Annotated in this window: 22 protein-coding genes, 1 tRNA gene and 1 pseudogene; 16 read left to right on the plus strand and 8 right to left on the minus strand. The window is 65.7% G+C overall.

Annotated features, from left to right (window positions below):
• Nucleotides 1-128 precede the first annotated feature (128 nt).
• Genes C2847_RS08940 through carA form a run of 4 tightly spaced genes read left to right on the plus strand, consistent with a single transcriptional unit; the run spans nucleotide 129 to nucleotide 4468 of the window.
• Nucleotides 129-1337, plus strand: a complete 1209-nt coding sequence (locus C2847_RS08940; RefSeq protein WP_105318037.1) for an argininosuccinate synthase — start codon at nucleotides 129-131, stop codon at nucleotides 1335-1337.
• Nucleotides 1327-2715 carry an argininosuccinate lyase gene (gene argH, locus C2847_RS08945; RefSeq protein ID WP_105318038.1) on the plus strand — a complete coding sequence of 463 codons (1389 nt, stop codon included), beginning with the start codon at nucleotides 1327-1329 and terminating at the stop codon, nucleotides 2713-2715. The genes C2847_RS08940 and argH overlap by 11 nt, the downstream gene beginning before the upstream one ends.
• Before the next feature lies 1 nt (nucleotide 2716).
• Nucleotides 2717-3250 (plus strand): N-acetyltransferase, encoded by a 534-nt coding sequence (locus C2847_RS08950; protein ID WP_105318039.1) that lies wholly within the window; start codon nucleotides 2717-2719, stop codon nucleotides 3248-3250.
• A gap of 42 nt (nucleotides 3251-3292) precedes the next feature.
• Entirely contained in the window at nucleotides 3293-4468 is a 1176-nt protein-coding gene (gene carA / locus C2847_RS08955) for a glutamine-hydrolyzing carbamoyl-phosphate synthase small subunit (protein WP_105318040.1), read from the plus strand.
• A gap of 114 nt (nucleotides 4469-4582) precedes the next feature.
• Here the strand turns inward: carA and C2847_RS08960 are convergent, their stop codons facing one another.
• From C2847_RS08960 to C2847_RS08970, 3 genes are all read right to left on the minus strand, one after another.
• Nucleotides 4583-6214: a formate--tetrahydrofolate ligase gene (locus C2847_RS08960; protein WP_105318041.1), complete on the minus strand. Its 1632-nt coding sequence runs from the start codon at nucleotides 6212-6214 to the stop codon at nucleotides 4583-4585.
• A gap of 9 nt (nucleotides 6215-6223) precedes the next feature.
• Complete coding sequence (locus tag C2847_RS08965; protein WP_208619949.1) at nucleotides 6224-6481, minus strand: hypothetical protein; 258 nt, start codon at nucleotides 6479-6481, stop codon at nucleotides 6224-6226.
• A gap of 232 nt (nucleotides 6482-6713) precedes the next feature.
• Nucleotides 6714-7652 (minus strand): threonine/serine dehydratase family protein, encoded by a 939-nt coding sequence (locus tag C2847_RS08970; RefSeq protein ID WP_105318042.1) that lies wholly within the window; start codon nucleotides 7650-7652, stop codon nucleotides 6714-6716.
• 60 nt (nucleotides 7653-7712) lie between these two features.
• Between C2847_RS08970 and secG the strand changes: the two genes are divergently transcribed.
• The 9 genes from secG to rsfS all read left to right on the plus strand — a co-directional run bounded on the left by secG (nucleotide 7713) and on the right by rsfS (nucleotide 12544).
• Nucleotides 7713-7940 carry a preprotein translocase subunit SecG gene (secG, locus tag C2847_RS08975; RefSeq protein WP_015716208.1) on the plus strand — a complete coding sequence of 76 codons (228 nt, stop codon included), beginning with the start codon at nucleotides 7713-7715 and terminating at the stop codon, nucleotides 7938-7940.
• A gap of 36 nt (nucleotides 7941-7976) precedes the next feature.
• A tRNA-Ala gene (locus tag C2847_RS08980) sits at nucleotides 7977-8052 on the plus strand.
• A 101-nt stretch (nucleotides 8053-8153) separates the two neighbouring features.
• A complete protein-coding gene (gene rplU, locus C2847_RS08985; protein WP_105318043.1) occupies nucleotides 8154-8459 on the plus strand; it encodes a 50S ribosomal protein L21 in 306 nt (101 codons plus the stop codon).
• 3 nt (nucleotides 8460-8462) lie between these two features.
• Nucleotides 8463-8720 carry a 50S ribosomal protein L27 gene (gene rpmA / locus C2847_RS08990; protein WP_015716231.1) on the plus strand — a complete coding sequence of 86 codons (258 nt, stop codon included), beginning with the start codon at nucleotides 8463-8465 and terminating at the stop codon, nucleotides 8718-8720.
• An 18-nt stretch (nucleotides 8721-8738) separates the two neighbouring features.
• Complete coding sequence (gene obgE, locus C2847_RS08995; RefSeq protein ID WP_105318044.1) at nucleotides 8739-9989, plus strand: GTPase ObgE; 1251 nt, start codon at nucleotides 8739-8741, stop codon at nucleotides 9987-9989.
• Between the two features lie 27 nt (nucleotides 9990-10016).
• The gene (gene nadD, locus C2847_RS09000) at nucleotides 10017-10577 is read left to right on the plus strand and encodes a nicotinate-nucleotide adenylyltransferase (protein WP_105318045.1); all 561 of its coding nucleotides are present in this window, start codon (nucleotides 10017-10019) and stop codon (nucleotides 10575-10577) included.
• Nucleotides 10552-11109 carry a bis(5'-nucleosyl)-tetraphosphatase (symmetrical) YqeK gene (gene yqeK / locus C2847_RS09005; RefSeq protein ID WP_105318046.1) on the plus strand — a complete coding sequence of 186 codons (558 nt, stop codon included), beginning with the start codon at nucleotides 10552-10554 and terminating at the stop codon, nucleotides 11107-11109. The genes nadD and yqeK overlap by 26 nt, the downstream gene beginning before the upstream one ends.
• On the plus strand, nucleotides 11099-12196 hold the full coding sequence (locus tag C2847_RS09010) for an LCP family protein (protein ID WP_105318047.1): 1098 nt from the start codon (nucleotides 11099-11101) through the stop codon (nucleotides 12194-12196). The genes yqeK and C2847_RS09010 overlap by 11 nt, the downstream gene beginning before the upstream one ends.
• 6 nt (nucleotides 12197-12202) lie before the next feature.
• Entirely contained in the window at nucleotides 12203-12544 is a 342-nt protein-coding gene (rsfS, locus tag C2847_RS09015; RefSeq protein ID WP_105318048.1) for a ribosome silencing factor, read from the plus strand.
• Nucleotides 12545-12689: 145 nt separating this feature from the next.
• Here the strand turns inward: rsfS and C2847_RS09020 are convergent, their stop codons facing one another.
• Both C2847_RS09020 and C2847_RS09025 read right to left on the minus strand, forming a co-directional pair.
• A complete protein-coding gene (locus C2847_RS09020; RefSeq protein ID WP_244187399.1) occupies nucleotides 12690-13052 on the minus strand; it encodes a Uma2 family endonuclease in 363 nt (120 codons plus the stop codon).
• Between the two features lie 74 nt (nucleotides 13053-13126).
• The gene (locus C2847_RS09025; RefSeq protein WP_041438840.1) at nucleotides 13127-13408 is read right to left on the minus strand and encodes a hypothetical protein; all 282 of its coding nucleotides are present in this window, start codon (nucleotides 13406-13408) and stop codon (nucleotides 13127-13129) included.
• Between the two features lie 21 nt (nucleotides 13409-13429).
• On the opposite strand from C2847_RS09025, the gene panC reads away from it, so the two are divergent.
• Nucleotides 13430-14260 carry a pantoate--beta-alanine ligase gene (gene panC, locus C2847_RS09030; RefSeq protein ID WP_105318049.1) on the plus strand — a complete coding sequence of 277 codons (831 nt, stop codon included), beginning with the start codon at nucleotides 13430-13432 and terminating at the stop codon, nucleotides 14258-14260.
• Nucleotides 14257-15366: a type IV pilus twitching motility protein PilT gene (locus tag C2847_RS09035; RefSeq protein WP_105318050.1), complete on the plus strand. Its 1110-nt coding sequence runs from the start codon at nucleotides 14257-14259 to the stop codon at nucleotides 15364-15366. The genes panC and C2847_RS09035 overlap by 4 nt, the downstream gene beginning before the upstream one ends.
• On the opposite strand, the pseudogene C2847_RS09040 reads toward C2847_RS09035, so the two are convergent.
• The 3 genes and pseudogenes from C2847_RS09040 to C2847_RS09050 all read right to left on the minus strand — a co-directional run.
• A pseudogene (locus C2847_RS09040) lies at nucleotides 15363-15707 on the minus strand (PIN-like domain-containing protein); the annotation flags it as partial. The gene C2847_RS09035 and the pseudogene C2847_RS09040 sit on opposite strands and share 4 nt — an antisense overlap.
• A gap of 68 nt (nucleotides 15708-15775) precedes the next feature.
• Nucleotides 15776-16510, minus strand: coding sequence for a DUF433 domain-containing protein (locus C2847_RS12950; RefSeq protein ID WP_341865805.1), 735 nt, complete (start codon nucleotides 16508-16510; stop codon nucleotides 15776-15778).
• Between the two features lie 11 nt (nucleotides 16511-16521).
• Nucleotides 16522-17055: a Uma2 family endonuclease gene (locus C2847_RS09050; RefSeq protein ID WP_105318051.1), complete on the minus strand. Its 534-nt coding sequence runs from the start codon at nucleotides 17053-17055 to the stop codon at nucleotides 16522-16524.
• A 22-nt stretch (nucleotides 17056-17077) separates the two neighbouring features.
• Here C2847_RS09050 and C2847_RS09055 point away from each other — a divergent pair, with 22 nt between their 5' ends.
• Nucleotides 17078-18352 (plus strand): thymidine phosphorylase, encoded by a 1275-nt coding sequence (locus tag C2847_RS09055; protein ID WP_105318052.1) that lies wholly within the window; start codon nucleotides 17078-17080, stop codon nucleotides 18350-18352.
• Nucleotides 18353-18402 lie beyond the last annotated feature (50 nt).

The raw sequence follows: 18402 nt of genomic DNA on the forward strand, positions 1-18402 counted from the left end.
TCCGCAGGGTCGGTTCCCCATCTTTTTATCCCCTTCAGCGTCTCACATGTGTTTGTCCGGGTTCACTGCCCCGGTTCTGTGTTGTATACTTATGCGTACCCCCTCGAGGGGGTAGACTAGGGGTTGGCATGAAGATCGTCCTGGCATACTCCGGCGGGTTGGACACCAGCATTATCCTCAGGTGGCTCAAGGAGACCTACGGGGCCGAGGTCATCGCCTTCACCGCGGACATCGGCCAGGGGGAGGAGGTGGAGGAGGCCCGGGTGAAGGCCCTCAGAACCGGGGCCTCCAAGGCCATCGCCTTGGACCTGAAGGAAGAGTTCGTGCGGGACTTCGTCTTCCCCATGTTCCGCGCGGGGGCGGTGTATGAGGGGTACTACCTCCTGGGCACCGCCATCGCCCGGCCCCTCATCGCCAAGTACCTGGTGAAAATCGCCGAGGAGGAAGGGGCCGAGGCCATCGCCCACGGGGCCACGGGCAAGGGCAACGACCAGGTGCGCTTTGAGCTCACCGCTTACGCCCTGAAGCCCGACATCCGGGTGATCGCTCCCTGGCGGGAGTGGAGCTTCAAGGGCCGGCAGGAGATGATCGCCTACGCGGAGGCCCATGGCATCCCGGTTCCCGTAACCCAGGAAAAACCTTATTCCATGGACGCCAATCTTTTGCATATTTCCTACGAGGGAGGGGTCCTCGAGGACCCCTGGGCCGAACCCCCCAAGGGGATGTTCCGCATGACCGTGGACCCTGAAGAGGCCCCGGACGAGCCCGAGTACGTGGAGGTGGAGTTCCACGGGGGGGATCCCGTGGCGGTGAACGGGGAAAGGCTTTCCCCGGCAGCTCTTTTGCAGAGGCTCAACGAGATCGGGGGCCGCCACGGGGTGGGCCGGGTGGACCTGGTGGAGAACCGCTTCGTAGGCATGAAGTCCCGGGGGGTCTACGAAACCCCGGGGGGGACCCTCCTCTACCACGCCCGCCGGGCGGTGGAAAGCCTCACCCTGGACCGGGAGGTGCTCCACCAGCGGGACCAGCTTGCCCCCAAGTACGCCGAGCTCGTCTACTACGGCTTCTGGTACGCCCCGGAGCGGGAGGCCCTCCAGGCCTACTTGGACCACGTGGCCGAGAGCGTCACGGGGGTGGCCCGGCTTAAGCTCTACAAGGGGAACGTCTACGTGGTGGGACGCAAGGCCCCTAAAAGCCTTTACCAGAAGGACCTGGTCTCCTTTGACGAGCTGGGGGGTTACGACCAGAAGGACGCGGAGGGCTTCATCAAGATCAACGCCCTGCGCCTGAGGGTGCGGGCCATGGCGGAGAAGGGGAAGGGGGAGCATGGCGCATAGGACCTGGGGTGGCCGCTTCGCCGAGGGGCCGGATGCGCTCGCGGCCCGCTTCAACGCCTCCCTTTCCTTTGACCGGGCCCTTTGGCGGGAAGACCTTTTTCAGAACCGGGTCCACGCCCGCATGCTCCACGAGGTGGGCCTCCTCACGGAGGAGGAGCTAAGGGCCATCCTCCGGGGCCTGGACCGGATCGAGGAGGAGATCCAGGCGGGCACCTTCCCTTGGCGGGAGGAACTGGAGGACGTGCACATGAACCTGGAGGCCCGCCTCATCGAACTCGTGGGCCCACCGGGGGGCAAGCTCCACACGGCGAGGAGCCGGAACGACCAGGTGGCCACCGATCTCCGGCTTTTCCTCCGGGGGGCCATAGACGAGCTTCTGGCCCTCCTTTTGGGCCTGCGCCGGGTTCTGGTGCGGGAGGCCGAGCAGCACCTCGAGCCCCTTCACGTCCTTCCCGGCTACACCCACCTGCAGCGGGCCCAGCCCATTCTGCTCTCCCATTGGTATTTGGCCTACTACGAGATGCTTTCCCGGGATGCGGGAAGGCTGAGGGATGCCAGGGAGCGCCTTAACGAAAGCCCCCTGGGGGCTGCGGCCCTGGCGGGGACGGGCTTCCCCATAGACCGCCACTACACCGCACGGGAACTCGGCTTTTCCGCTCCCATGCGGAACTCCTTGGATGCGGTGGCAAGCCGGGACTTCGCCCTCGAGGTGCTTTCCGCCTTGAATATCGGGATGCTCCACCTCTCCCGGATGGCGGAGGAGCTCATCCTCTATAGCACCGAGGAGTTCGCCTTTGTGGAGGTGCCGGATGCCTTCGCCACCGGCTCTTCCATCATGCCCCAGAAGAAGAACCCGGACATCCTGGAGCTCATCCGGGCCAAGGCGGGAAGGGTCTTAGGGGCCCTGGTGGCCCTCTCCACGGTGGTGAAGGGGCTTCCCCTTGCCTACAACAAGGACCTGCAGGAGGACAAGGAACCCCTTCTGGATGCCCTCGCCACCTACCGGGATAGCCTCAAGCTCCTCACCGCCCTGCTTCCCGGGCTCAGGTGGCAGCGGGAGCGGATGTGGCGGGCGGTGGAGGAGGGGTATGCCTTGGCCACGGAGCTGGCCGACTACCTGGCGGAGAAGGGGCTTCCCTTCCGGGAGGCCCACCACGCGGTGGGCAGGTTGGTGCGGAAGCTTTTGGAGGAGGGAAGGGCCTTAAAGGACCTCACCCTGGAGGAGCTTAAGGCCCACCACCCCCTCTTCGCCGAGGACGCCCTGCCGCTTCTCCGCCTGGAAACCGCCATCCACCGGCGGGGCTCCTTCGGGGGCACGGCCCCCAAGGCGGTGCGGGAAAGGCTTTCTGAGGCCAAGAAGGAGGTAGGCCTTGACTGAGGTGAAGGGACTGGAGCTTTCCACGGTGGCCCTGCCCGAGGTGCGCCCCAACGCGGCGGTGGAGCTCAGGAAGGCCAGGCTTTCCGATGTGGACGCCATCTACTGGCTCATCCGCTACTGGGCGGAGAAGGGGCTGATGCTGGTACGGAGCCACAGCCACCTCTACGAGAACATCCGCGACTTCCAGGTCCTCGAGGACGAGGACGGCCACATCGTGGGCACCGTGGCCCTGCACGTGCTCTGGCGGGATCTGGCGGAGATTAGGGGCCTGGCGGTGCACCCCAACCGGCAGGGGGAGGGGCTTGGGCGCTGGCTGGTCCTGGGGGCGGAACGGGAGGCCCGGGACCTGGGCCTGCCCCGGGTCTTCGCCTGGACGCTCCAGGTGGGCTTCTTCCGCTCCTTGGGCTACCAGGTCACCACCCGGGAGGCCCTACCCCCTAAGGTGTGGAGCGAGTGCAACGCCTGCCCCTTCTACGAGAACTGCCGGGAGATCGCCGTCATAAAGGGACTTCCCCCGGGGGCCTTCGGGGGCTAGAATGGGTGGGATGGGCACCTTAACCCGCTACCTGGAGGAGGGATGGCTGGAGTAAAGGAACGGGCGGTTTTGGTCCTGGAGGACGGCACCGTCTACCACGGCTACGCCTTCGGGGCCCGGGGGAAGACGGTAGGGGAGGTGGTCTTCAACACCGCCCAGACCGGCTACCAGGAGATCATGACCGACCCCAGCTACCACGGGCAGATCGTGGTCATGACCTACCCCCACCAGGGCAACTACGGGGTCAACGTCTACGACATGCAGAGTAACCGCCCCTGGGTGAAGGGCTTCGTGGCCAAGGAGTTCAGCCGCATCGCCTCTAACCCCAGGGCCCAGCAGACCCTTAAGGAGTTCATGGAGTTCTACGGGGTGGTGGGGATCGAGGGGATCGATACCCGGGCCCTGGTGCGCAAGATCCGGGAAGGTGGGGTGCTCAAGGGTACCATCGCCCACGCCAGCCTTTTTGGCGACCCAAAGCATGCCTTCACCCCGGAGGAGCTCGAGGCCCTCCGTCAGGAGGCCAAGGCCTGGACGGACATCGACGGGCGGGACATGACCCCCGAGGTCTCCACCCCCCTGCCCTACGCCTGGCCCACCCTGAAGTCGGGGCGGCGCATCGTGGTCATGGACTTCGGCATCAAGCACGCCATCGTGGAGAACCTGGCGGCCCAGGGGTTTGAGATCATCGTGGTGCCGGGCAAGACCCCGGCCAACCAGATCATGGCCCTCGAGCCCCATGGCCTCCTCATCAGCAACGGCCCCGGCGACCCCTCCATGCCCCGCTATGCCCACGAGACCATCTGGAAGCTCATGGGGCTACTTCCCACCTTCGGCATCTGCCTAGGGCACCAGCTTTTGGCCCTGGCGGCGGGGGGGCGCACCTACAAGATGAAGTTCGGCCACCGGGGGGCCAACCACCCGGTGAAGAACCTCCTCACGGGGAAGATCGAGATCACCAGCCAGAACCACGGCTATGCGGTGGACATCGACTCCCTGAAGGAGTTCAAGCCCACCCACATCAACCTGAACGACGGGACCCTCGAGGGCATGGCCCACGCCCGCTACCCCGTCTTCTCCGTACAGTACCACCCCGAGGCCGCCCCCGGCCCCCACGACGCCCTCTACCTCTTCCGCCGCTTCCTGGAGGAGGTGGAGGCCTTCCACGGGGTCACGGGGCTTCCTGTGGAGAAGCAACGGGCAGACGGGCACGGGGTCTAATACCACCCCACCCGGACGAAGTCCGGGTGGGGACCCCGGCAAAAGGGCAAGCCCATCTTCTCCCTACTAGGGGGTTCTGGGGCCCCCGTCGTGGCGCAAACCACGACGGGGGACTTAGTAGTCCATCCCCCGGATGTTCCCTTCCTCGTCCACGTCGATCCCCAGGGCCTGGGGCACCTTGGGCAGGCCGGGCAGGGTCTCAATCCCTCCCATGTAGACCACCACGAACCCCGCTCCAAACCGGCAGCGGAGGTCCGTGACCCGCACCCTAAAGCCCTGGGGCCTTCCCCGGAGCTTGGGGTTGTCGGAAAGGGAGGTGGCCGCCTTGGCCATGACCACGGGCAAGGCCTCGCACCCTTCCCTCTTGGCGGCCTTTAGGGCCTTCTTGGCCTCCTCGCTCCACTCCACCCCATCGGCCCCGTAGATCCTGGTGGCGATGGTTTCCACCTTGGCCTCGAGGGGCATCTCCAAGGGATAAAGGGGCCGGTAGGCGTGGGGCAGGGAGAGGGCCTCGAGGACCTTCTCCGCCAGCTCCAACCCTCCTTCCCCCCCTTTGGCGTAGACCTCGCTTAGGGCAAAGGGCAGGCCCCGTTCCCGGGCGAACTCCCGCACCAGGGCGATCTCTTCCTCGGCGTCCGTGGGGAAACGGTTCAGGGCGATCACTGGCTTGAAGCCGAATAGCTCCACGTTCTCCACGTGCTTTTCCAGGTTGGCCAGGCCCCTGGCCACCGCCTGGGGGTCCGGCATCTCGTAGGCATCCTGCCCCCCGTGGTAGCGGAGGGCCCGGATGGTGGCCACCAGCACCACCGCCTCGGGGACCAGGCCCGCGGTGCGGGCCACCACGTTCATGAACTTCTCCATGCCGAGATCCGTGGCAAACCCCGCCTCCTGCACCACGTAGTCCGCCAGGCCCAGGGCGAAGAGGCTTGCCCTCAGGGAGTTGGTGCCGTGGGCGATGTTGCCGAAGGGCCCCATGTGGATGAAGGCGGGGTTTCCCTCCGCCGTCTGCACCAGGTTGGGGAGGAAGGCCTGCCGTAAAAGGGCAGCCATGGCCCCCACCGCCCCCAGGTCCTGGGCGTAGATGGGCTTTCCCCCGTAGGTGAAGCCCACCCGGATCCTTCCCAGGCGCTTCTTTAAGTCCTTGAAGTCCCGGGCCAGGCTCATGAGGGCCATAACCTCGCTGGCCACGGTGAGCTCAAACCCTCCCTCCCGGGGAACCCCGTGGGCCCTCCCTCCCAGGCCCAGGACGATGTGCCTTAAGGCCCGGTCGTTCATGTCAATGGCCCGCTTGAGCTCAATGCGCCTGGGGTCGATCCCGAGCTCGTTTCCCTGGTGCAGGTGGTTGTCCAAAAGGGCGTTTAAGAGGTTCACCGCGCTGGTCACCGCATGGAAGTCCCCGGTGAAGTGCAGGTTGATCTCGTGCCGGGGCTCCACCCGCGCCCTCCCGCCTCCCGTGGCCCCGCCCTTCACCCCGAAGACGGGGCCCAAGGAGGGCTCCCGGAGGGCCAAGGCCGCCTTCTTCCCCAGCCTCCATAGGGCATCCACCAGGCCGATGGCGGTGGTGGTCTTGCCCTCCCCGGCTGGGGTGGGGGTGATGGCGGTGACCAGGATCAGCTTCCCCTTGGCCTTAGGGGGCTCCCCCAGGACCTTGGCCATGTGGGGGCCGTAGAGGTAGAGCCTATCCCGGCCCAAGCCCAGCTTGCCGGCCACTTCCTCTATGGGTAGAAGCGTTTCCTTGACGATCACGGGCTAAGCTTACCCCGCCTTTCCAGGGAAAGAAGTCCCGCCTTGGGTGGCCAGGCTCCAAAGCCGCCGCATCAACTGGGGTAAAGGGGTGGCCAGGATTCCTGGGGCCAGCGGGTAGGCTTCCTCCCCTGGGTACACCACAAAGGCAGCCTGGGGCCTGAGGTCCGCCAGGGCCTGGTGGAAGCCCCGGGAGGGCTTGGGTACCAGGCTTTGCTTCACCTCCACGGCCCACAGGATACCCGTGGGGAAAGGGAAGAGCTCGGGCATCCGGTGCACCTCGTCCAGGATGGCCAGGCGGTGGAGATGGCCTTCCAGGTAGAGTTCCGAGCCTTTCCCCCACCTCCAGGGCCAGGGTGGTCTTCCCCGCCTACCGGGCGCCGGTGAGCACCACCCCGGGCACCTGGTGCAGGGGCTCCTCGAGGGTGGGCTTTAGGCGGTGGAGTATCGCCCTTGAAAGTGCAGCATGGCAATGCTGGATTTTCAAGGATAAGCCCTGGACCTAGAGGGCGGGGCAAAACCCCCGGTTTCCCCCCGAAAGGAGGAGGGCTAGGACCTCAGGAAGCCCTTTCCCATGCTCCAGCACGGCAGCCAAGGGGAGGGCCCCGGTGGGCTCCACCACCTGCTTCGTGCGGCTGAAGAGGAGGCCCTCGGCTTCCAGGATGGCCTCCTCGCTCACGGTGAGGATGGCGTCCACCCTCTTCTGAAGGATGGGAAAGGTGCGCTGGCCCAAAGCCAGGGTCCTTACCCCGTCCGCCCGGGTTTTGGGGGCTTCTTGGAGGCGCACGATTTCGCCCCGCTCCAGGCTCCTTCTGGCGTCGTCCGCCCCTTCGGGCTCCACCCCCAGGACCAGGGTGCTTGGGGAGAGGGCCTTCACCGCTGTGGCTACCCCGGCGATGAGCCCCCCTCCCCCCACCGGGACCAGGACCGCTTCCGGGAAAAGGCCCAGCTCCCCCGCCTGGGCCATGAGTTCCAGCCCGGCGGTGCCCTGGCCGGCCATGACCAAGGGATCGTCAAAGGGGTGGATGAAGGCGTAGCCGGTTTCCTCCAGGAGGGCCCTGGCCACCTCCTCCCGGTTTTCCCCCGTAACCCCTTGGTCCGCCACCTGGGCCCCGTAGGCCCGAGCGGCCTCCTTCTTAACGGGGCTTGCCTCCTCGGGCATGACGATCAGGGCCTTGACCCCCAGGATCCGGGCGGCGTAGGCCACCCCCTGGGCGTGGTTGCCGCTGCTCACCGCAAGAAGCCCCTTGGGGTTTTCCAGGGCCAGGGCCTTGGAAAGGGCTCCCCGGGCCTTGAAGCTTCCCGTCTTCTGCAGGTGCTCGGCTTTTAGAAGCAAGCGCTTTCCCAGGAGTCCATCCAGGAGCCTCGAGGTGAGGAGGGGGGTGCGGTGGATGTAGGGGCGGATGCGCCGGTAGGCGGCATGGATCTCGGCAAGCTGCACACCTCTTTATACCGCGCCCGGGTGGACACGCCCTTCGCCCTGCGCTAAAGTGGTAGGGGTATGGACTTCCTTTACACCTTGGTCATCCTTCTTTACCTGGGCGTGGCGGGGCTTTTGGTCTACCTGGTCCTGGTGCAGGAGCCCAAGCAGGGTGCCGGGGACCTCATGGGGGCTTCCGCGGACCTCTTTTCCGCCCGCGGGGTCACGGGCGGCCTCTACCGCCTGACCATCCTCCTGGGGGTTATCTTCGTGGCCCTGGCCCTGGTGATCGGCCTCTGGACCCGTTGACAAAAGCCTTCCCCCTCGGTACCATAGGCGTTGCCTGGGGCCGTGGCGCAGTTGGGAGCGCGCCTCAATGGCATTGAGGAGGTCAGGGGTTCGAATCCCCTCGGCTCCACCAAGAAAGCCCCCCGCAAGGGGGGTTTTGGCTTGCAGGAATCCAGGGCCTTGGGTATAGTGGAAAGCCGGTAGCCCCTTCGGGGGCTTTGGGAAGGGGAAACCATGTTCGCGATCGTCAAGACCGGTGGCAAGCAATACCGGGTGGAGCCCGGGCTGAAGCTGAGGGTGGAGAAGCTCGAGGCCGAGCCCGGAAGCGAGGTCACACTTCCCGTCCTCCTCCTGGGGGGCGAGAAGACGGTGGTGGGGGCTCCCCTCGTGGAGGGGGCCAAGGTGGTGGCGGAGGTGCTCGCTCACGGCAAGGGCAAGAAGATCACCATCTCCCGCTTCAAGGCCAAGGTGCAGTACCGGAGGAAGAAGGGCCACCGCCAGCCCTACACGGAGATCCTCATCAAGGAGATTCAGGGGTGAGCCATGGCACATAAAAAGGGTTTGGGTTCCACCAAAAACGGTCGGGACTCCCAGGCCAAACGCCTTGGGGTGAAGCGGTATGGAGGCCAGGTGGTGAGGGCGGGTAACATCCTGGTCCGCCAGCGGGGCACCCAGTTCAAGCCCGGCAAGAACGTGGGCATGGGCCGGGACTTCACCCTCTTCGCTCTGGTGGACGGGGTGGTGGAGTTCCAGGATAAGGGGCGGCTGGGCCGCTACGTGCACGTGCGTCCCTTGGCGTAGGCCCAAGGGGCGGTCTGGATGTTCCGGGATGTCCTGACGATCACCGTCGTCGCCGGCAGGGGTGGCGACGGTGCCATCTCTTTCCGCCGGGAGAAGTTTGTGCCTAAAGGGGGCCCTGACGGGGGGGATGGGGGGCGTGGGGGTAGCGTCTACCTCCGGGCCAGGGGAAGCGTGGACTCCCTCTCGGAGCTTTCCAAGCGCACCTACAAGGCGGAGGACGGGGAGCACGGCAAGGGAAGCGGACAGCACGGCCGGGCCGGGCAGGACCTTTACATAGAGGTGCCCCGGGGAACCCGGGTCTTCGATGCGGATACCGGAGAGCTTCTCGGGGATCTCACGGAGGAGGGCCAGGTCCTCCTGGTGGCCAAGGGGGGCGAGGGAGGCCGGGGAAACATGCACTTCGTCACCCCCACCCGCCAGGCGCCCCGCTTTGCCGAAGCGGGGGAGGAAGGGGAGAGGCGCCGCCTGAGGCTGGAGCTCATGCTCATCGCCGACGTGGGACTGGTGGGCTACCCCAATGCGGGGAAGAGTAGCCTCCTCGCCGCCACCACCCGGGCCCACCCCAAGATCGCCCCCTACCCCTTCACCACGCTCTCCCCCCACCTGGGGGTGGTGGAGGTGGGGGGAGAGGGGGAGCGCTTCACCCTGGCGGATATCCCCGGGATCATCGAGGGGGCAAGCCAGGGAAAGGGCTTGGGCCTGGAGTTCTTGCGCCACATCGCCCGCACCCGGGTGTTGCTTTACGTTCTGGACGCTGCCGATGCGCCCTTAAAAACCTTCCGCACCCTGCGCAGGGAAATAGAGGCCTACGACCCCGCCCTCCTCAGGCGGCCTAGCCTCATCGCCTTGAACAAGGTGGACCTCCTCACCCCCAAGGAGGTGGGGGAGAGGGTGGCGGAGCTGGCCCAGGAGGGGCTTCCCGTCCTGCCGGTGAGCGCCCTCACGGGGGAGGGTCTGGGGGCTTTGAAGGAAGCCCTCCTCAGCCTGGTGAAGGCCACCCCGGCCCCCGAGCTTCCCAGGCCGGCTCCCAGGGCTCTCGTGGAGGCAGGGGTGGAGGTGGTGCCTTTGGAGGAGGGGGTGTACGAGGTGCGTTCCCCTGCCCTGGAGCGGTACCTGAGCCGGCTCAAGGGGGATCTCACCGAGGCGGCGGGCTACCTGCAGGAGGTCTTCCGGCGCCAGGGGGTGGAGGCGGCCCTCAAGGCCAAGGGGGTGCGGGCGGGGGATATCGTGCGGATTGGGGGGCGGGAGTTTGAGTACATTCCGGGATAAAGGCAGCTTGACGATGGGGGTTGAACCTTGCGCATAGGCCTTTTCGGCGGGAGTTTCGATCCCATCCACCTGGGGCACCTTTTGGCGGCGGCAGAGGCCCGGGCGGCCTTGGGGCTGGACCGGGTCCTCTTCGTGGTGGCGGCTCGTCCCCCCCACAAGACCCCGGTGGCGCCCCCGGAGGCCCGCTACGAGATGGTCCTCCTGGCCACGGCGGAGGAGAAGGGGTTCTTGGCCTCGAGGCTGGAGCTGGACCGGCTGGGCCCAAGCTACACCGTGGACACCCTAAGGGAGGCCCGGAGGCTTTTCCCGGAGGATGAGCTCTTCTTCATCACCGGGGCGGACGCCTACCGGGATGTCCTCACCTGGAAGGAGGGGAGGAGGCTTCCGGAGCTCGCCACCCTGGTGGCGGTGGCCCGGCCCGGCTACCCCTTGGAGGGGATGCCGGTGCCCGTGGTGCCTTTGCTGGTGCCCGAGGTGGGGATATCCAGCACGGAGATCCGGAGGCGGATCCGGGAAGGAGAGAGCATCCGCTTCTGGGTGCCCAGGTCCGTGGAGGTGTACCTTGAAAAGCACGGTCTCTACCGCTGAGCTGGAGGAGAGGGTAAAGGCCTTGGTCCGGCCGGAAAGGTGGGCGCACATCCAGAGGGTGGCGGCTCTGGCCCGGGAGATCGCCATTAAAAACGGCCTGGATGGGGAGCGGGCTTACCTGGCGGGGCTTCTCCACGACGCCGCCCGGGACCTGGGGGAGGGGGAGCTCCTTAGGCTGGCCCCCCCGGAGAACGAGGTGGAAAGGGGCCATCCTCTTTCCCTCCACGGCCGGGCGGCCCGGGTTCTGGCCGAGGCCTGGGGGGTAAAGGACGAGGAGGTTTTGGAGGCGGTGGAGGGGCACGTGTACGGGGTGGACCCTAAAAACGGCGTCGGCATGGCCCTTTACATCGCCGACGTGTCCGAGCCGGGCCGGGGGGTGAACGGGGAGATCCGGGAGCTCGGCCTTTCGGGGAGGCTCCTCGAGGCCTACCGCCAGGCGGTGCGCAACAAGGTGGAGTACCTTAAGGGCAAGGGGATTCCCGTCCACCCGAGGACCCTGGCGGTGTACCAGAGCCTGCTCCATGCGCCCTAGGACCTCCTTCCTCCTGTTGGCCCTGAGCCTCTTCGCCCTAGGGGTGGCCCTTTCCTGGCCCCGGGGGCAAGAGGGGGAGGCGGTGCGGCCCAAGCGGGTTGGGGCGCTTCCTGAACTGGGGCTGGTGGTGGCGGCCCGGGACATCGAGTACTGTGGCTACCACACCCCCTGCGGCCCGGGAAGCCGAACGGACACCATCTTCTACGTGCGGCTGGCGGGGCAGGAGGTGAAGGCCTTGGCCCTGCCCCGGGATCTCTACAGCCCCCTGGTGGGGGGGAAGATCAACGCCGCCTACGCCCGGGGTGGGGCGGAGCTTTTGAAGCAGGCGGTGGCGGAGGCCACGGGGCTGGTGGTGGAAAGGCACCTCATCCTCACCCTGGAAAGCGTGGCCCGGGTGGTGGACGCCGTGGAGGGGGTGGAGGTCTACCTGGAGCGCCCCATGCGCTACACCGACCGGGCGGCGAGGCTTTTCATCGACTTCCCCGCGGGAAGGCTTCACCTAAACGGGGAGGAAGCGGTGCGGTACATGCGCTTCCGCCACGACGCCCTGGGGGATTACGCCCGGTTGGACCGCATCAAGGGAGTGGTTTCCCAGGTGCTCAAGAAGGCCCAGAACCCCCGCACCTGGCCGGCCTTGGCCCTGGCCCTAAGGGAGGCCTGGCGGGAGCTGGACACCGATCTTTCCCTGGAGGAGGTTTTGGCCTATCTGCCCGGGGTCCAGGGCCTAAGGCTTTCCGTGGCCACCCTGCCCACCCGGGAGGGGAGGGGGACCTTCCTCTTGGTGGACGAGGAAGCCCGGGCCCAGGTCCTGGCCCCCTTCCTGGGTATGGCCCCGCCTTCCTCCCCGCCCCAGGTTCCCGTGCGCCTGAGGGGGGAAAGGAGCCTGGTCCTTTGGGGCCAAGCCCTTCTTGCCCGGGAGGGAATCGAGGCCCAGGTGGAGGAGGCGGAGGTGGCGCAGAGCGCGGTCTACACCAAGGACCTCGAGGCCGGAAGCTACTTCGCTGAACTTTTCCACCTGCCCCTTCTTGCGCCCCACGGGCCGGTTCCCGGGGTGGTGGTGGAGCTCGGGCGGGACCTGGTACAATAGGGCCAGATGGTAAAGACCCTCGAGGCAGTGGAGCTGGTAGCGAGGATCAAGGATCTCCTTTGGGAAAAGAAAGCGGAAAAGGTGGTGGCCCTGGACCTCCGGGCGGTGTCCGAGAGCCTGGACTACTTCGTCTTGGCCAGCGCCACCAGCACCCCCCACCTCCAGGCCCTGGAGCGCCACGTGCAGGAGAAGCTGGAGGAGGAGGGGCTTCGCCCCCGGCCCACGGAGGGGCAGAGCCCCCGCTGGGTGGTCCTGGACTACGGGGAGGTGGTGGTCCACCTCATGACCCCCGAGGCCCGGGAGTACTACGACCTGGAGGGGTTCTGGGCGGACGCCGAGAGGATATGAGGGCCCAGGCCCTGCACCTAAGTGCTCACGCAGGAAGGTTGCTTCATCGGCAAGGGTGGATACAGCGTGCCCATGGCCTTTTTGGGGTCCCCGTCGTGGCGCAAGCCACGACGGGGTACTTAGTCCAGGGCCGAGTAGATGGCTTCTAGGTGCGGGGACATGTCCAGGCAGGGAGGGGCACCTGGCCGCCGGCGTAGCGCTTCAGGCTGAAGCCCTTCCCCCCGTGGAAGTACCCTTCGAGGCTCTTCCTTTCCGGGTCCAGGAGCAGATAGGCCTGGAGGCTTTCCAGATTCAGATGGGCCCGCATCTTCTCCCAGCGGTCCTGGGCCTCTGTGGAAGGGGAGAGGACCTCCAGGACCAGGCAAGGGCGTTCTTCCCAAAAGGGGTTTTCCCCGGGGGAGCCGCAAACCCCCATGAGATGGGGGCAGTAGGCGGTGTCGGGGGCCGCATGGACCCGGCACCCCTTTTCCCGGGCCCGGGGGAAGCCCCGGACCAGCTCGTGGCGCACAGGGTTCGGGCCTCCTCCAGGTAGGCCTCGAGGGTCAGGAGGTGTTGGACTTCCGCGGGCTCGGCCATCTGCCCTCATTTTATCCGGGGTGGGGCTAAAGGCCCCATGATGAAGCGCTGGAAGAGGAGGTAAAACCCCAGGTAGACGAGGAGCTGGAACCAGAAGCTTTGGGCCCAGGCTAAACCCAAGGCGGCAACGGCGATGAGAAGGAAGGTGGCCGCCACCATAACCAAGGTGGTGCGGAGGAAGACCCCGGGAAAGTACTTAAGGGCTTCCCGAAAGGTCTTGGGCCGCCTTTCCTCCCATTCCTTCAGGGCTTTCTTCTTGAGCTTTTCCTCGCGCTTCTTCTTGCCCACGGGGAAAGTATACTGGGGCCCGTGAAGGTGGCGCACACCGTGGCCGAGCTAAGGCAGGCCCTCCCCCGGGAGGGGGTGGGGTTTGTCCCCACCATGGGTTACCTCCACCGGGGGCACCTGGCCCTGGTGGAGAGGGCCCGGAAGGAGAACCCCTTTGTGGTGGTCTCCATCTTCGTGAACCCCCTGCAGTTTGGCCCGGGGGAGGACTACCACCGCTACCCCCGGGACCTGAAGCGGGACCAAGCCCTTTTGGAGGAGGCGGGGGTGGACCTCCTCTTCGCCCCCAGCGTGGAGGAGATGTACCCGGCGGGCTTCTCCACCCGGGTCAGCGTGGAGGGTCCCCTCACGGCCCTTTGGGAGGGGGCGGTGCGCCCCGGCCATTTCCAGGGGGTGGCCACGGTGGTGGCCAGGCTTTTCCTCCTGGTGGGGCCGGACCGGGCCTACTTCGGGGAGAAGGATTACCAGCAGCTTCTGGTGATCCGCAAGATGGTCCGGGACATGGGCTTTCCCCTGGAAGTGGTGGGGGTGCCCACGGTGCGGGAGGAGGATGGGCTTGCCCTTTCCAGCCGCAACGTGTACCTTTCCCCGGAAAGGCGCAAGGAGGCCGTGGTGCTTTACCGGGCCCTGGAGGCCATGCGGGAAGCGGCCTTAAGGGGGGAAGGCGTGGCCGAGGCCTTGGGGAGGGGGGAGGAGGTGCTTAGGGAGGTTCCCCAGTTCCAGCCTGACTACCTGGCCATCGTTCACCCCGAGACCCTCCTTCCTCTTTCCCGCTTTGTCCCCGGGGCCAGGGGGATTGTGGCGGGCCGCTTCCCTGAGGTGCGCCTGATCGATAACCTGGAGGTGTACCCATGAGCGAGGCTTCTCCCCAGGAGGGCAAGCAGAGCCTCTTGGAGATGTTCAAGGCCATGGTCCAGGCCCGGGCCTCGGACATCCACCTGCAGGCGGGGGCCCCGCCCGTGATCCGGGTGGACGGGAAGCTGAAGCCCTTTGGCAACCGGCCCCTGACCCCCAAGGACCTCGAGGCCATCGCCAAAGCCCTCCTCACCCCGGAGCAGTGGGAGGAGGTGGAGTACCGCAAGGAGCTGGACTTCGCTTACACCATCCCCGGGGTGGCCCGCTTCCGCTGCAACCTTCTGAGGCAGAGGGGAAGCTTCGGCTTGGTGATGCGGGTGGTTTCCGAGGTCATCCCCAGCTTCGAGGTCCTGGGCCTGCCCCGGGAGGTGATGGAGGGGCTGGCCGCCAAGGAGCGGGGGCTCATCCTGGTCACCGGGCCCACGGGTTCGGGGAAGAGCACCACCCTGGCGGCCCTCATCGACCATATCAACCTGCACTACGCCAAGAACATCATCACCATAGAAGACCCCATAGAGTTCTTGCACAAGCACAAGAAGAGCCTGGTGGTCCAGCGGGAGGTGGGGCTGGACACGGATAGCTTCTACTCGGGCCTCAAGTACGCCATGCGCCAGGACCCGGACGTGATCCTGATCGGGGAGATGCGGGACAAGGAAACGGTGGAGGCCGCCCTCATGGCGGCCCAGACGGGGCACCTGGTGCTTTCCACCCTGCACACCCTGGACGCCGGGCGGACCATCAACCGCATCATCGAGTTTTTCCCCCTGCACGAGCACCAGCAGGTGCGCATCCTTCTGGCGGAGTCCCTTCTCGGCATCCTCTCCCAGCGCCTCCTGCCCCGGGCGGACGGGAAGGGGAGGGTTTTGGCCCTCGAGGTCCTCATCGCCACCCCCTACGTGCGGGAGCTCATCAAGGATGAGGACAAGACCCCCCAGATCAAGGAGGCCATGATGGAGGGCTCCATCCACGGGATGCACACCTTCGACCAGCATTTGGTGGAGCTCTACACCCAAGGGCTCATCTCCCTGGAGGACGCCCTTTCCGCCGCCACCAGCCCCCATGAGTTCAGGCTCCTCCTCACCAAGGCCACGGGGCAGGCGTACTAGGGGCCTAGGTGCTTTAGACCATAGCGTTTCCTATTCCCTTTGTGAATGACCTGGAATCGAGCCACAAAGGGAGGAGAGGTTTTGTTTAAGAAGCGCTCAACTTGGGCTTGGGCTTTTGCAAATTCTTCAGCAACTTGAAGAAGCCAGCCTGGCGTGCGCTGGTTGGGGTTGGGCAGGAGGATCACCCTAGCTCCATACGCTAAAAGCGTGGTCTTTTCTACCTTGTTGAAGCGGATCCTTTCGTCCAGAGTTAGGATCACCCACCCTTGTTGGCTTACATGGGGGATCCAAACTTCATCTCGCTCTTCTTGTCGGAAGTGCTCATCGTGGGGCTCCACAGTAAGCCCGAGCTCTCGTAGTCACATGGGGAAGTTTCGGCCAAGATTCCGGTCGCAAAAATAGGTAGGTTTCACGCAGCCCTACCCTCGAAAACCACAGCTTTCTTTACGTCTTCTACACTAAGGCCGTAGTCTTCGGCTAGGAACTCCGGGGTTTCACCGGAATCGTAACGAAGTGCGATGATGCGGGTTCGAACGCCTTTCACCGTGGGCGCGCCGAAGGCTACTTCTGGGTCCAATACGATTCGGTCGCTCCGTATTTGTCCGGCTACGGGGGGATGGAAGCGAAGAGGCCTTCCCCAGACATCCCGATCTACCCTGGCCAAATAGCGTTCCAGGATTTCCTCTAGGGCTAGCTGACCAGAACGGGTTAAAGACAGCAATCCCTCAGGATCCTTAATGAAAACATCCCCTAGACCGGTTTTCAGGTCAAGCAGGAGCGGGCGGGTGACTCCTAGATGTTCCTTGGCATACTCCACCATGCGGCGGATTTTGGCCATGGAGATGCGATGTTCCTCTCTTAATGCGGCGAGGACATTGGCTTCCACCAAGTTGTGAAAGGAGAGGAGGGAGCCTCCTTGCGGGGGGACGATGGGCGGGGTAGACCATTTTTCCCCATGATGGGTAGCGTAACTTCGCCCGCGTACCCAGGTGTGCAGGGTGGCTGGGGGGATGCCTAGGTAACGGGCGGCTTCGCGCAGGGTATAGAGGGGGCGGTCCCGAGGATCCAAGCTGAGCCCTTCGCCTTCAAGGTGCGGGCTGTGCCCGTGACCCATCTCCCTCCTCTTGGATTTCCGCTTGCCCATCGGTCACCAGATTACCACGCATTTAGGGTCAGCCAGGGAATGCGCACCCCAGGGAAGTGGAGGGGTTCGGCTTCCTCGCCTGGGAGAAGGATGCGGTGTTCCGTGTAAAGGCCCTCCTTGGGGTGGCGGAAGACGTGGAGGCGGTTGTCCGAGAGGTCCAGAATCCACACCTCAGGGATTCCCGAGCGGGCATAAAGGGGAAGCTTTACGTTCCCGTCGTAGTCCAGGCTGGACTCGGAAACCTCCACCAGGAGCAGGATGTCCTCGGCGCTGGGGAGGGCCTCCCAGTAGTCCTTGGGCTTGAGGAGGGTGATATCGGGCTGGGGCTCGGAGCCCGGGGGCAGGCGCACGGGATTTTGCGGCCATACCAGGGCCTGGTTCCCCAGAGCCTCGGTGAGCCGCTTAACCAAATGGGCCACGACCAACGCATGCTTCGGACCGATAGGGCTCATCTGGTACACCTCCCCGTCCAGAAGTTCCACCCCCGTGACCCCCTGGAAGAGGCGCTCGAATTCCTCGATGCCAAACCGGTACCGCTGGGCCATAGCCCTAGCGTAGCATGGGGGCATGAACCCGGTTCAGTTCATCCGCGAGAAGCGGGAGGGTCTGAAGCACAGGCGGGAGGACCTGAAGGCCTTCCTCGAAGGCTACCTAAGGGAAGAGGTGGCGGACTACCAGGTTTCCGCCTGGCTCATGGCAGCCTTTCTGAGGGGCCTGGACCCGGAGGAAACCCTTTGGCTTACGGAAACCATGGCCTATTCCGGAAAGGTGTTGGACCTCTCCCACCTGCCCCACCCCGTGGACAAGCACTCCTCCGGGGGGGTGGGGGACAAGGTGAGCCTGGTGGTGGGGCCCATCCTGGCGGCGGCGGGGTGCACCTTCGCCAAGATGTCGGGCCGGGGTCTGGCCCACACCGGGGGGACCATCGACAAGCTGGAGTCGGTGCCGGGCTGGCGGGGGGAGATGACGGAAGGGGAGTTTCTGGAAAGGGCCGAGCGCATCGGCCTGGTCATCGCCGCCCAAAGCCCGGACCTGGCCCCCTTGGACGGCAAGCTTTACGCCCTAAGGGACGTGACCGCCACCGTGGAGAGCATCCCCTTGATCGCCAGCTCCATCATGAGCAAAAAGCTGGCGGCCGGGGCCAGGAGCATCGTATTGGACGTAAAGGTGGGCAAGGGGGCCTTCATGAAGACCCAGGAGGAAGCCTGGCTTCTCGCCAAGACCATGGTGGAGATCGGTCAGGGGGCGGGCCGCCGGGTGAGGGCCCTCCTCACCAGCATGGAGGCCCCCCTGGGCCGGGCGGTGGGGAACGCCATAGAGGTCCGGGAGGCCATAGAGACCCTGAAGGGGAAGGGCCCAGAAGACCTCTTGGGGGTGGCCCTGCGCCTTGCGGAGGAGGCCTTAAGGCTTGAGGGACTGGACCCGGGCCTGGCCCGTAGGGCCTGGGAGAGCGGCAAGGCGCTGGAAAGGTTCCAGGCTTTCCTCGAGGCCCAGGGGGGAAACCCCCGGGTGGCGGAGGACTTCTCCCTGCTTCCCCTGGGGGAGGAGCTTCCCCTCTTCTCGGAGGAGGAGGGCGTGGTGCAGGAGGTGGATGCCTACCGGGTGGGCCTGGCGGTCTTGGCCCTGGGGGGCGGGCGCAAGAAGAAGGGGGAGGCCATCGACCACGGGGTGGGGGTCTATCTGCTGAAAAAGCCCGGGGACCGGGTGGAAAGGGGGGAGGCCCTGGCCCTGGTCTACCACCGCGGGAAGGGTTTGGAGGAAGCCCTGGCCCACTTAAGGGAGGCCTTCCAGCTGGGGCTTTCGGCAAGCCCCCTGCCCCTGGTCCTGGATGCTGTGCCCTGAGGCCGATATGGGGTTGCGCGGGGCGGGTGGCGGTGGGGTAGGATGTACAG

Origin of the sequence: Thermus tenuipuniceus, from assembly GCF_002964845.1 — a bacterium.
Taxonomy (GTDB): domain Bacteria; phylum Deinococcota; class Deinococci; order Deinococcales; family Thermaceae; genus Thermus; species Thermus tenuipuniceus.